This window comes from Komarekiella delphini-convector SJRDD-AB1 (genome assembly GCF_014831675.1).
GTDB lineage: Bacteria > Cyanobacteriota > Cyanobacteriia > Cyanobacteriales > Nostocaceae > Komarekiella.
On sequence record NZ_VJXY01000018.1, the window covers coordinates 54,063 to 68,315 of the forward strand.

At 41.9% G+C, this 14,253-nt stretch carries 7 protein-coding genes; 3 read left to right on the forward strand and 4 right to left on the reverse strand.

All coding sequences use genetic code 11. The features are described 5' to 3' along the window. Nucleotides 1-20: 20 nt before the first annotated feature. Nucleotides 21-2,069, reverse strand: a complete 2,049-nt coding sequence (locus tag FNW02_RS17500; protein ID WP_225225720.1) for a phosphodiester glycosidase family protein — start codon at nucleotides 2,067-2,069, stop codon at nucleotides 21-23. 788 nt (nucleotides 2,070-2,857) lie between these two features. On the opposite strand from FNW02_RS17500, the gene gltB reads away from it, so the two are divergent. Together gltB and FNW02_RS17510 are read left to right on the forward strand one after the other, a co-directional pair. Continuing rightward, the gene (gene gltB, locus FNW02_RS17505; protein ID WP_191758787.1) at nucleotides 2,858-7,645 is read left to right on the forward strand and encodes a glutamate synthase large subunit; all 4,788 of its coding nucleotides are present in this window, start codon (nucleotides 2,858-2,860) and stop codon (nucleotides 7,643-7,645) included. A 999-nt stretch (nucleotides 7,646-8,644) separates the two neighbouring features. Beyond that, complete coding sequence (locus FNW02_RS17510; protein WP_191758788.1) at nucleotides 8,645-8,989, forward strand: DUF1815 family protein; 345 nt, start codon at nucleotides 8,645-8,647, stop codon at nucleotides 8,987-8,989. 446 nt (nucleotides 8,990-9,435) lie between these two features. Here FNW02_RS17510 and FNW02_RS17515 read toward each other — a convergent pair whose 3' ends face one another. Further along, on the reverse strand, nucleotides 9,436-11,493 hold the full coding sequence (locus FNW02_RS17515) for a CHAT domain-containing protein (protein ID WP_191758789.1): 2,058 nt from the start codon (nucleotides 11,491-11,493) through the stop codon (nucleotides 9,436-9,438). Nucleotides 11,494-11,609: 116 nt separating this feature from the next. Between FNW02_RS17515 and FNW02_RS17520 the strand changes: the two genes are divergently transcribed. Continuing rightward, nucleotides 11,610-12,107, forward strand: coding sequence for an acyl-CoA thioesterase (locus FNW02_RS17520; protein WP_191758790.1), 498 nt, complete (start codon nucleotides 11,610-11,612; stop codon nucleotides 12,105-12,107). Between the two features lie 21 nt (nucleotides 12,108-12,128). Here the strand turns inward: FNW02_RS17520 and FNW02_RS17525 are convergent, their stop codons facing one another. Further along, nucleotides 12,129-12,326, reverse strand: coding sequence for a hypothetical protein (locus FNW02_RS17525; RefSeq protein WP_191758791.1), 198 nt, complete (start codon nucleotides 12,324-12,326; stop codon nucleotides 12,129-12,131). Between the two features lie 419 nt (nucleotides 12,327-12,745). Continuing rightward, nucleotides 12,746-13,942 (reverse strand): 1-deoxy-D-xylulose-5-phosphate reductoisomerase, encoded by a 1,197-nt coding sequence (gene dxr, locus FNW02_RS17530; protein WP_191758862.1) that lies wholly within the window; start codon nucleotides 13,940-13,942, stop codon nucleotides 12,746-12,748. Nucleotides 13,943-14,253 lie beyond the last annotated feature (311 nt).

Genomic DNA, 14,253 nt, shown 5'->3' on the forward strand with positions numbered 1-14,253 from the left:
ACCCAATGCTCCATCTCTCATTACCGTGGTTGCAGGAAAATACCAATTCCGTTGTGAACACGAGCCGCAGTACTAGGAGAACGGTCGAGTAATTGACCTCCTAAGTAAAGACTGGTAGAACTACCGCCATCTAAATTCAGGGCATTTACACACCCCAGAAGTTTCATTAGTTGTGCGTGTTCTGCCAAGCTAGGGCCATATCCGCCAGCACGATTATGCACGGCAGTTATCATCAGTGCGCCTGTTGCCGTTGTACAAATGCCACTGCGAATTGCTTTTTCTGCAATAAAGGCATCGCTAAATTTTTCACCTTTGGCATCAAGGACAATTTGACGATCTTGCACCAATAGCGGCCCTGCTCCCACAATATGAGGATAACGATTAAAATCGGCCGGAGCAGTAGCGCTAGTAATGCGGACTGTAGTGCCTATAGGTAGCTGCAATGAGGTAGTAGCAACGTTACCGCGTAAAGTGAGTAAGTATCCATCTTGAGGAATGGGAAACATGGTATTTCCTGCCTTACCACCTGGTAACTGATTGGTAACTTGGTCTTTCTGGACAACAACGATGATTTCGTTATCTGTCAAGGGGGTATAAGTTGTTCCCCAAACTGATGTGTAACGAGCAATACCACTCTGAACGTAGCCACTGTTAAGAAAAAGAATTGGTAAGCGCAGGTTATTTGCAGTAGTTAAAGTTTCTACCAAAGTGAGACGACCAAAGTAGAATTGTCCAGAATCGTTCCAAGCGATCGCTCCCCGGTTAAGAATAGGCCCTGATAACCATTGACCATCACGACGAATCGCACCCAAGGGCAATCTGTTATTCCGGTTAAAATAACCACCATTGATTGCTGCTACTGCTAAGTACCGCTGTGCCGTTTGAATTAGAGGTGCAGTACCCGCAAGAGTATCTGGGTTTGTCCACACGGGTTTCAATATTAGCCCAAATTGGTGGGGATTAACTTCTAACGAAACTACAGGAAAGCGGTCTGTGCCTAACTTAATAAAACGCTGTTGCCAGCGTAATCCCGGTGCCCAATTGATATCTCTCTCTTCTAAAGCGTCGGGTCGGATATCGATAACAAGGCGATTGGGGTTAGCTATAGTACTAATCTGAGGAGATAGACCAAAGGGAACGCTCAAGCGAATAATTGTTTGATTCTTGACCATCTCCACTTGTTGAATTAGTGGATCTGGAACTGGCGCTGGTAGTGTTGGTGGTGTTGGTGTAACTGGTAATATTTGTTTGAGCAGGTTTGGCAGTAATATAGGTGGTGGCGCAGGTTGCAGAGGGGTATAGCGTTCTATCAAGACGGGATTAGCTATTCCATCCAGGGTAATTGTCCACTCTCGATTTGGCGGTGCACTCGGCTTGGGTATAGGTATGTCTGGGTCTGAAAGTGGAGTTAAGGGTTTTTTGATTGCCAAGCCTTGTGTAATTTGCCAAGGAGTTGGACGATCTAAATCAACCAAAATACGAGCCTGCCCCAATGGTGCAACAGTTGGGACTGAAGATTGCTTACTCTCAATAATATTGGTCACTTGTGCCTTTGGAGTAAAAATCACCAAGGTGTTGCCATTGGTTTGTATCTGCCATCCTGCTGTTTTAGCAAAATTAGTAATATCTAGATAGCGATATGCTCCCAACAGCCTGGTAGTTAAAACTAGTGGCTTTGTAACGGATGAAAACCACTGTACTGGTTGTTTAGCTGGACTACTACTGTTTAAGAAATTTACACCAATTAATTGCCTAAATACCCCATCACTGACATAAGTTGTCGCTTGACTAGCTCCAGATTGCTGCAACCAAGTTCCTGGCAATGTGCGACCATTGAGAGAAATTTGATTGCCAGAAGATGACACCCCTGGAAAAGGTGATGTAGAGGACTGTGAGATCAACCTCGGTATTAATTGGGCATTTGTCAAGGACTCTTGGGCACTAGTAGCATAGTTAGTAGTTAAGTACAGTGTTATCAACACCATCGGTGACATAGTTGACCAAAAAAACCTACTAGTGTCGTGATTGGTAATAGTACTAAGGTGTTCTTGTCTGTAACAATTTGGCATTTTTACCATAGTTTACTAGGTACTTGTGAAAACTATTACCCAACAAAAAACTAAAGACTAAGTTGTTGGGAAATATTAAAAAATCATGAGTTTATTCTGGAAAAATTATGATAATATATATATTGGCTTGTTATCACTTTTAAACGAAAGAAGCATTTTTTCGCTAGAACCACCACAACTAAGTGTTTGAACTGGCACTAGTTCTAACCAGACTATACACGGTAGTTTTAGTTAGCAAACTGGATTAAGATATTCGATCCTTACCGATCGCTGCTACTGTTGCTACTTCAGTGAGGTCTAGTCAGTAGTAAAGCAAGTGACAGTTGTTAAGTAGCAAAACTCTAGACAGCAACAGAAATATTTGGGAATTGTCAAATGGGTATATATTGTAATACGCTGATTTTATTGCTGGGACAAGATAGTGTTAGCTTGAAAACGCAGTGCAGCGTTCAATGTTAGTTTTATTTTAGGTAGACCGAGATATGCTCTACCTGACAACTAGGGTGCATCTGGAAAAAAGAATTGATAAAATACTTAGCTTCAAACTATAGAAAACACTCTGTCAGGGCGAGAATAATGTCCAGGCAGAAGTATCTTGTTTAACACCGCATAAACACATACAAAAATAACGCAATCATTTTAACACAGGTTAACTAAAAAGTAAAACCGAAGTTAAAATTTTTTTTCCTTAAATTTCGGTACTTAATCTGTATTTGGCCATAAATTAAAAAATTTTTCCCAGTCAAGTAGTCGCAAAATTTATTAACTCAACACTTCAGGAACAGGGTATGAATAAGAAACCGATGAATCAAGACCAGAGAATCACAGCAAATATTGTCTTAGGAAACAACCACCAAGAACCAAGGTGGTTGGTAGAGGAACGAGATGCTTGTGGTGTAGGTTTTATTGCTCATCGCCAGAATCATGCCAGCCACGAAGTTGTGGCAAAAGCCTTAAATGCTTTGACCTGCTTAGAACACCGGGGAGGTTGTAGCGCAGACCAAGACTCTGGTGATGGTGCAGGAATATTGACAGCGATCCCTTGGGAGCTGTTCCAGCAAGATTATGGCCAAAAAATGAAGGAATTGTCATCCCTCAGCAATATGGCTGTGGGGATGATATTTTTACCGCCAGACCAAGAAGCAGCACAAAGAGCTAGGGCAACAGTTGAGCAAGTAGCGGCTGAGGAAAAACTGATTGTACTGGGATGGCGAGTAGTACCAGTACAATCTGATTTCCTGGGAATACAAGCTAGAGAAAATCAACCCCAGATTGAACAAGTTTTACTAGCTGCCGTTGACAAAAGTGGTGATGAACTAGAGCGGCAACTGTATATTACCCGCCGCCGAATTAGTAAGGCTGCAACCAATATTTCAGAAGATTTTTATGTCTGCTCTTTATCAAGCCGCACAATTGTCTACAAAGGCATGGTGCGTTCCGCTGTGTTAGGAGAATTTTATAACGATTTAAAAAATCCAGCTTACAAGAGCGCCTTTGCTGTTTATCACCGCCGCTTTAGTACCAACACAATGCCTAAATGGCCCCTGGCTCAACCGATGCGGCTTTTAGGTCATAATGGCGAAATTAATACCCTGTTGGGTAATATCAACTGGATGATGGCACGAGAAGCTAGCCTGAATCATTCAGTATGGGGCGTACAGCACTCCGTGCATGAAAACGGCGCAGCCTCTTTGCAGGAGACTCGCATCAATGAACTCAAGCCATTAGTCCATATTGACAATAGCGACTCTGCCACCTTAGATAACGTACTGGAGTTATTGGTACGTTCCGGTCGCAGCCCCTCAGAAAGCTTGATGATTATGGTTCCAGAGGCTTACCAAAACCAGCCTTCTTTGCAGGACTATCCAGAAATTGTTGATTTTTACGAGTATTACAGTGGTCTGCAAGAAGCGTGGGACGGGCCAGCACTTTTGGTATTTAGCGATGGGCAAAAAGTTGGTGCAACATTAGATCGCAATGGCTTAAGACCAGCTCGCTACGTGATCACTAAGGATGATTATATCGTCGTCGCTTCTGAAGCAGGTGTGGTGGAATTCCCAGAAGCCAGCATTCTTGAGAAAGGGAGATTAGGGCCAGGGCAAATGATTGCTGTGGATTTAGTAAACCATGAAGTGTTGAAAAATTGGGAGATTAAGCAGCGCATCGCCAAGCAGCAACCGTACGGGGAATGGTTGCGACAGCATCGTCAAGAATTAAAGTCATTAGTGAGCCAACGCGATCTTGGGGGTCTCCCCCATGAGCGATTGGCGAACTCCGAAGGGGTCATTAGTCATTCCTCATTAGCAAATGGAAATGGAAATGGCAGACAAATAACAAATGACATCGAGACAACTGATAGACAAACCTTACTTCAGCGTCAAACAGCCTTTGGCTACACTTCTGAAGATGTAGAAATGGTGATTCAACCAATGGCGATCGCCGGTTCAGAGCCGACTTTCTGCATGGGTGATGATATTCCTTTAGCAGTGCTGTCATCAAAACCTCACCTGCTTTATGATTATTTCAAACAACGCTTTGCTCAGGTGACGAACCCAGCAATTGATCCCCTACGGGAAAAGCTTGTAATGTCCTTGAAAGTCGAACTGGGTGAGCGGGGTAACTTATTAGAAGCAAAGCCAGAATATGCCCGAAGACTGAAGCTAGAATCGCCACTATTGACAGAAGCAGAGCTAGAGGCAATTAAGCTGTCGGGATTTGCCACAGCTGAGTTGTCAACCCTATTTGCAATTGCCAACGGCCCAGAAGGATTGAAAGCAGCAGTAGAGTCATTACAAGCACAAGCAGCTGAATCAGTCCGAGCAGGTGCGAAGATTTTAATTCTTAGCGATCGCCCTGTGCTCGATACTGAATACACCTACATTCCTCCCCTGTTGGCGGTGGGTGCTGTACATCATCACCTGATTCGCGAGGGATTGCGAATGAAAACTTCTCTGATTGTCAATACAGCCCAGTGCTGGAGTACCCATCACTTTGCTTGTCTGATTGGCTATGGTGCAGGCGCAATTTGCCCGTATATGGCTTTGGATACGGTGCGCGATTGGTGGTTTGACCCCAAAACTCAAAAGTTAATGAGTTTGGAGAAAATTCCAGCCCTGACTCTGGAGCAAGCTTTAGGAAATTATCGCAAAGCTGTAGAGTCAGGTTTGTTAAAAATTCTTTCAAAAATGGGAATTTCCTTGCTGTCCAGTTATCAAGCAGCGCAAATCTTTGAAGCCATTGGCATTGGTAGGGATTTAATAGAACTGGGATTCCGTGGTACGACTTCCCGTATTGGTGGTTTGAGTATCAAGGAACTCGCTGATGAAGTGCTTTCTTTCCACGTCAAGGCTTTCCCTGTAACGACTAAGAAGCTAGAAAACCTAGGTTTTGTGCAGTATCGTCCTGGTGGCGAGTACCACATGAATAGCCCCGAAATGGTAAAGGCTCTGCATAAAGCTTTAGATAGCAAGGAATACGACCACTACGAAGTTTATAAAAAGCATCTTCAAGGTAGGCCAGTAACAGCCTTGCGTGACTTGCTAGATTTCCAAAGCAATCGCTCGCCAATTCCCATAGAAGAAGTGGAGTCAGTTAGTGAAATTGTCAAACGCTTCTGCACTGGTGGGATGTCTTTAGGCGCTTTATCACGAGAAGCGCATGAAACTTTGGCGATCGCCATGAACCGTATTGGCGGTAAATCTAACTCTGGGGAAGGCGGTGAAGACCCAGTGCGCTACACAGTCCTAGATGATGTAGACGAGTTTGGTCACTCGCCAACCCTACCGCATTTAAAAGGATTGCAGAACGGTGACACTGCTTCTAGTGCGATTAAGCAAGTTGCATCAGGACGCTTTGGTGTTACCCCAGCCTACCTCAGTAGCGCTAAACAAATAGAAATCAAAATTGCCCAAGGTGCAAAGCCTGGGGAAGGTGGACAACTGCCAGGGCCCAAAGTTAGTCCTTACATTGCGATGTTAAGACGCTCCAAGCCAGGTGTTACATTGATTTCGCCGCCACCGCACCACGATATTTATTCTATTGAAGACCTGGCACAGCTGATTTTTGACCTCCACCAAATTAACCCCAGAGCGCAGGTGTCGGTCAAGCTAGTTGCAGAAATCGGCATCGGTACAATTGCCGCAGGTGTAGCAAAAGCTAACGCTGATATCATTCAGATTTCCGGTCACGATGGCGGTACGGGGGCATCACCGTTGAGTTCCATTAAACATGCTGGTTCACCTTGGGAACTCGGTTTAAGCGAAGTGCATCGCGTTTTGATGCAAAATAGTCTACGCGATCGCGTGATTTTGCGCGTAGATGGCGGATTCAAAAGTGGTTGGGATGTGGTAATAGGTGCATTGATGGGCGGCGAAGAATTCGGTTTTGGTTCCATCGCCATGATTGCCGAAGGTTGTATCATGGCGCGAATTTGCCATACAAATAACTGCCCCGTGGGTGTCGCCTCTCAGAAAGAAGAACTCCGTAAGCGGTTTACGGGGATACCAGAAAACGTCGTTAACTTTTTCTACTTCATTGCCGAAGAGGTGCGTAGTCTTTTAGCAAGACTCGGCTACCGTTCCTTGTCGGAAATCATTGGACGTGCAGATTTGTTAAAAGTCCGCCAAGAGGCAACACTTACCAAGACACAAGCACTAAATCTCGACTGCTTACTCCAACTACCAGATACCAGAGATAATCGCAGTTGGTTGGTACATGAAGAAGTCCACAGTAATGGCATGGTCTTAGATGATCAATTGCTTGCTGATCCCGAAATTAGGACTGCTATTAGCAAACAATCAACTGTCACCAAAACCTTCCCAATAGTCAACACCGACAGAACAGTAGGTACACGTTTAGCAGGGGCGATCGCTTCTCAGTACGGCGATAGCGGCTTTGAAGGACATATTAACCTCAACTTTCAAGGCAGTGTTGGACAAAGCTTTGGAGCCTTCAATCTCCCCGGTATAGTTCTAACGCTGGCAGGTGAGGCAAACGATTACGTAGGTAAGGGAATGCATGGTGGTGAAATCATTATCAAACCACCATTTGATGCTACCTATGACCCATCACAAAACGTGATTGTTGGCAATACCTGCCTCTATGGTGCTACTGGTGGCGTTTTATTTGCTAACGGCTTAGCGGGAGAGCGCTTTGCTGTGCGTAACTCTAAAGGCACAGCAGTTATTGAAGGCGCTGGGGATCACTGCTGTGAGTATATGACTGGTGGCGTGATTGTTGTCCTCGGCAAGGTTGGACGTAACGTCGCTGCTGGGATGACTGGTGGACTGGCGTACTTCTTGGATGAAGACGGCTTATTTCCTGAGTTAGTCAACCGAGAAATTGTTAAAATACAGCAGGTGATTACAGAAGCAGGCGCAAAACAACTGCAAGAGTTAATTAAAACTCATGCGGAACGCACTGGTTCACCAAAAGCAAACAAGATTCTGCAAAACTGGCAAGAATACTTGCTGAAGTTCTGGCAGTTAGTTCCACCTTCTGAAGCTGATAGTCCAGAAGCAAATCCCAACGTTAAACCTGAAAAAACAACTGAGTGGAGTTTAGCTGTTAGTCATTAGTTATTTAATTTAAGTTAATTGTGGTGACTAATAGACTTTTTGCAGAAGTCGGGGAAAAGGTAAAGGGAAAAGGTCAAGAGTATTGAGTTTTCGCTGTACTATTTCTCTTTAACCTTTACCCAGCATTTTGCAATCATATATGAATGCGAAATGACTAATTCAGGACTAACGTATTATGAACTACATGCGTTACTCCTGAATATGAATACGCCCTGCTCAAGCGAATCCAGGCGTGTGTAGTTCATGAAATCAAAAAACCTCTATCGATAGAGGTTTCATATCAGAATAAAATTTTCTGTGACTGATGCAACTTTTTTAGGTAAATACCCAGAGATCTGAAAATATTGCCGAAATGGCAACATTACTTTTGCGAGTTTAGTTATTGTCGGTATTAGGTTTATCAATTGTGGATTTTACATTTACCCTTATCTATTAAATAAGTCGGTATTTGTATAATAAGTTGCCCATAGTTACTGATCTAAATCTTCATCTGCACAGTCGTTTGCTAAAATTCACATAGGAGAATTTTACTTGGTATCTTCAAGTATGTGGTAATACAGAATCTATGTAAAAGAAGACAAAGTGTAAAGATATGAACAAGAGGCGCTAAAAAGGCGTGAAGTGGCGTTAGAGCCTCTTAAAGTAGTAAATTTGACTACACATTGCCCATAAAAATGGAATATGTAGCTTTTCTATAGTTGACTAGTGCAGAATTTAAGTTACTCTTAAAACGGATAGCTGCCAGTAACAATCTATCCTGACAGCACTGTTATGAAGACAAAACTAAGTTTAGCAATTCTGTCTGAAATTTTGAATTTACAAATTGAATAATTTGATACGGTAGCCAAATCCGTTATCAACTACCCTAAGCAAGGTAGTCTATTAATGACTTCATCTATTTCTTGGAATTGTAATGAATAGTTTACAATACCAGTGGGTGAGAAAATCTAAAGAAAATATAAAAGAGACTCAAATGACTGTGGTGTCTGGAGGACAAAAGTGTTTCTGAGACTAGCACATCAACACCGACAATTCGTCCAAGACTTGGTAATGAACCTACAAGCCTTGGCAATTGTACTAGAACGACGGGGATATCCTGCGTCTTGCTATACCTGTGGTGATCAGATGAATAGTGCATCATTTATGGTTAGCTTGGGTGATAACCACCTAATTCGGTTTTTAGTGTCCGATTACGGAATTACTTGGACGGAGATGCGAGATGACCGCGAATTAATGAAGTTAGAGGGTGCAGAGGCAATTAACCAGTTACAAGAATTAGCTAATCTTGTCAAGCAATCCATGCAAACTGGAACAGTCTCTAAAACTCTTGCCAAGAAGTATTAAGGTTCCAAGAATCGATGGCAAATTGGGAATTAATCATCGGTAATGGGGAATATTGGTTTGGTTGACATCGCCTATTAGCAATTCTCTATTACCGTTAAGTGATTGGCTGATCGCTAGCCTGTCATATCTTTTTGCGAGTTTGCCAAAATCTCACCCAAAGGATTGTGAGCTAGAAGCTCGAACGTAATTAAAACGCATTGCCAATCAAAATGAAGGGTGCCCAATATCATAGACAATCGGGTCAGGGCTGCCAGTCATCAGAGCAGTGTAAATTTTTGTCAGGGTTTCTGCCGTAAACTTGCCAGTTTGCTCTGTGGCAAAGAAAGCTTTATCAGGGGTATTAAATATTTATAAAGTAGTAATTGCTACTTTTGCTTGACAATTTTAGATTAATCTTACACAAGATAACGCGATCGCTATTGGCAAAGGTTGCGATCGCTCAATAGCTAAAGTCCATTACCAATTAAAATAAAGGGTGCCCAGTAGTACGGGTGACTGAAGTCACTAACTGCTGTAGATTTATTGTGACTTACCTTCCAATCTCCAGTAATTAAAGAGATTTGAGCTTGTCGTAAAGCTTCAGCTTTTGTCAACTTGCCTGATGGCAGCGTAGCATAAAAAGCACTCATCAATGCCTGCGTACCACCATCATCCACAGCCCACAAAGAAGCAATTGCTGCCTTAGCACCAGTTTTTTGCATCTGATAGCCAAAACCCAAGATTTCCTCACCGTTGCCTAAAGAGCTTCCTAAGCCGGTTTCGCAGGCACTTAAAACTACCAAATCTACATTGGGAAGTGACCAAGTGGCGACATCTCTAAGATTAACGCGATCGCCATTCCCAAATAAAATAAACGAATCTTCTGGTTTACCCATTACAAAAGCTGCATGAGTCGCTAAATGGACAATTGTATAATCATCCATTTGCGGTACAGTGACTTTGGGGCTAAAAGCATCGTCTAAAAGTTTCTTTGTTTCAGGAACTACCTCTGCTAAGCTTTCCACTTCTCGCCCTGCAAACGGCAATCCAGCAAAAGCAAACTGCCGATTACCAACTTTAATCTGATAATTACCTTTAGTGAAAGCACCAGCTAAAACCCGCAAACTAGATTGATTTGGGGTGTTCAAATTACTTAAGCTAGCAGATGTGATGTGATTAACGCTGAAGCGCTCAACTAACCATTTTCCATCAAATAAAGCAGTTATTGGAATGTAGCGTAACTGGTCATCTGGAGCATAAATTAGAGTTTGTGTACCTGAGAGCTTTAGGTCGTTTTCTATCGGCTTGATTAGCCAGTCATATAATTGGCGTGCAGGTGTTTTGAGATTGCGACTGGGATTTTTTAAAGCTTGGCGGAAAGCAACAATTGTCTGACTGAGGTTTTTGCTTGTCACAGCAACGGTGCGATGAATTGGTGGGGATTCAGGAGTTACTAGTACCAATTCCAAACTATCTTTTAAAATTAGTGGGTAAAGAAGTGCAGATTTTTGAGGCAATCGCGCTAAATTATCCCGAACTTGATTGAGACTCTCCAAATCTAAATTTTGCTGTCTTGCTGTGCGGCTAATTTGCTCTACCTGCGCTGTGACTGCGGGACTAGTGATAAATTTATTAAATGCTTCTAACTGTTGTTGCTGAGTCAATACTAATTGCTCAATGCGTTGTTCCTGCTGAGGCGATCGCTTTTGAGGAGAAATTTTACGTAATGTTGTCAGTTCTTTACCCAGTAAAATAGCCTGAGCTAGGGTTTGCTCTAACTTTTGTTTAATTGGTTTTTCTCTTGTTACAATCTCAATGCCTTTAGCAGTACGTTGATTACCTGGCACATTCTGGAGATATTCCTCTAGTTCTTCGACTTTGAGTAAATCCATTGTTCTTTGCGCTTCAGCAACACGTTCCTGTTTGAGCAATCGTTCAGCCAAAATCCGATATGTCTGGGCAACAGTTATGCTGTAAGCATCTGGTTGTGGTAGAGAAAGTGCTGATGGATTCAAACGAGCTTTCTCGCGATTAATCAAGCAATGCTTATAGAAGAAAATTGCTAACTCTGGTTTATTTTGGATATCAAATAAGTAACCAATATTACTATAGGTTTTGCCAAGTCGGACAGCATCTCCGATTTCTTTATCAATAACTAAAGCTTGTTGATAAGATTTTAGTGCTTGTGAATACTGACCTTGACTTTGGTATACTCTACCGATGTTATTGAATGTTACGGCTTCCCAAGAGCGTTCTCCAAATTCTCTAGTTATGTCTAATGCTTTCTGTAATCTCTGTAATGCTTCTGGAAAACGCTTTTGCTGAGATTGCTGGATAGCCTCTTGATTGAGCTTCTCGATTTCTAATTGGCTATTATTATTGGGTGAAGCTTGAGCTTTTTCTGCGTAGTCGTAGCGCAATTTGGCATTTGAGGTTACTTGTTTACCTTCTGGGTACACCATCCCAAAACCTAGTAAACTAAATACAGTTATTATCAGATTAACGTAGCGGAGATTAAGCAGCATAACAAAACACTCCTTGCGTTCAGAATTGTAAATATTAAATCAATAAGTTCTGCAATGCAATGGACTTTTATGCTATTTAATATCTGGAAAATTTATAGCTGCTTAGAAACTTGAATATGTCAGAAAAAAAACCTAGCCAACCACAACTACCGCCAATCAGTGCTATTGATACTCCATCACTGAGGGCATACGAGAGTTGGTTTGAATATCCTATCAGAGTACAACCACATCATACTGACTATGCAGGTATTGTCTGGCATGGTTCATATATTGCTTGGATGGAAGAAGCACGAATCGAATGCTTGCGCTCTATAGGGATTGAATTTGCTGATTTAGTAGCTTTAGGTTGCGATTTACCAGTTGTGGAACTGTCAATACAGTACCACCGTTCAGTGCAATTAGGTATGGCAGTGGTCGTAAAAACCCGCATGGCTGAGGTGACTGGTGTCCGCATCAATTGGGATTATGCGATCGCTTCAATTGATGGGCAAGAATTATACGTCACTGGCAAGGTGACTTTAGTAGCATTAGATCGCGAAAGAGGTAAGATTATGCGTCAGTTACCTGCAACTTTTAAGGATGCATTAGCAAAAGTTTCCGTGTTACCTAAATAGTCGTTTCTAATCTCATCCTTATTACTTGCTGCCTTGAATTTGTAACAAGTTTTCAGCAAATTGAGTTATTTGATGCCAAATATCTTGCGGAGTAATACCAAAACCAATATTTAATAAGACAAGGATCGCAGCAATAGTCAACGCATTGCTTACGGTTGTTTTTAACAATTTCCACAATATTGTAAAAACGATCCAAGCTACAATCAAGGTAACAATCATATATAACTTCCTTGAAAATCGCTCTATTTAAAAAAGGGGGTTTATTTAGAAAAAGTAAATTTTTATCTTGATAATAATTTCCAATGTAAAAGTTATGACACCAAATTTATAGTAACTATTAAGTTTGGTTTTCTGTTTGATAATCTCACAACGACTATACCCGAAAATATGAAAATAATTTAGATGTAAAGCAACTCCTTTTGTAAATTTTTGAAGAATTTTTATTGAGTTGTAGATATATAATTTTTCTGCGTAATTAGGAGGTAATTAGGTATATTTTAGGCAGATTTACATTTTTATTCCTTAGCTGTGAATAAATAGACTAATGTATTCTTAGTTGATTGAAATAAAAGACAAGAGTCAAGTGAAATTTAAAAATGATTATCAGCCTTCAGCATTAAGCTGAAGGCTGAACGATTTTATCGCAGAGAAATTATCCGCGATTGAGTTTGTAGCTTTTCAGTTGCTATTAAAACTTCTTGTCTTGCCCATTTATCTGCTGCCACAATGTCATCTAAAGAAGGATTTGCACAGTTATCATTTTGATGGCGATCGCACACCAATTCGATACACCGGGGAATATCTAAAAATCGAATTTTTTCTTCTAAAAATAACGCTACAGCTTGTTCATTTGCAGCATTTAATACAGCCGGCATTGAACCACCAGCCCTACCCACAGCATAAGCCAACCGCATACAAGGATACTTTTGGTGATCTGGTTCACGGAAGGTTAAATTTCCCGCTTTTACTAAATCTAGGCGTTCCCAATCCGTATAAATGCGATCAGGCCAAGATAAAGCATACAGCAGAGGTAAACGCATATCCGGCCAGCCGAGTTGGGCTAAAACTGAAGTATCTTGCAGTTCAATTAGCGAGTGAATAATGCTTTGAGGATGAATGACAATATCGATATCGTCATAATCCAACCCAAACAAGAAGTGAGCTTCAATCACTTCTAAGCCCTTATTCATTAAAGTGGCAGAGTCAACCGTGATTTTACGTCCCATCGACCAATTGGGATGCTTGAGGGCATCAGCAACCGTCACTTCTGCCAACTTTTCTACATCGCAATCTCGGAAAGCTCCACCAGACGCAGTGAGCAAAATCCGCCGCAAGCCAGCTTTGGGCACACCTTGAAGGCACTGAAATATAGCAGAATGCTCGGAGTCGGCTGGTAATAATTTAACACCGTGTTTTTCTACTAGGGGGAGAACAACAGGGCCGCCAGCGATCAGAGTTTCTTTGTTCGCTAAGGCGATATCTTTACCAGCTTCAATAGCGGCGATGGTGGGTAGCAACCCAGCACAACCAACAATACCCGTAACAACCGTTTGGGCTTCGCCGTAGCGGGCAACTTCTATAACTCCGGCTTCGCCAGCCAGGAGAATCGGTTGGGGATCAAGGTCTTTAATAGCTGCTTGGAGTGCTGGCAATTTCTCTTCTGAGCAAATCGCTGCTATTTTTGGTTGAAACTGCCGAATCTGAGCAGCCAACATTTCCACATTGTTCCCAGCTGCTAATCCCACAATCCGAAACTGATCTGGGTACTGAGCGACGATATCTAAAGTCTGAGTACCGATAGAACCAGTGGAACCAACAAGAGTAATCGCTTTCACAATTGCTTCAGGATTTACAGACAACTCCCACTATAAATTGCTTGGGACTCCTTAATAACAGCGATCGCTATAATCAATAGACTTCTTACAAAAGTTGCTCAATTTTCCTTGAAATAGACAAAATATGTGTTCATAAATACTATATATAAAATAAATGCTGAGGATTTTAGCAAAAATGACTAAATAGCAAATACTTTCAACTAAGTGCCGATCTTTTTAGTGGTAGAGGATTAATGTGCAAAATGTTACTCATAAATTGCTGTGTTACAGCCATAGGTCAGAGGATGCATAAAGGAGTCTGTTGAAACACT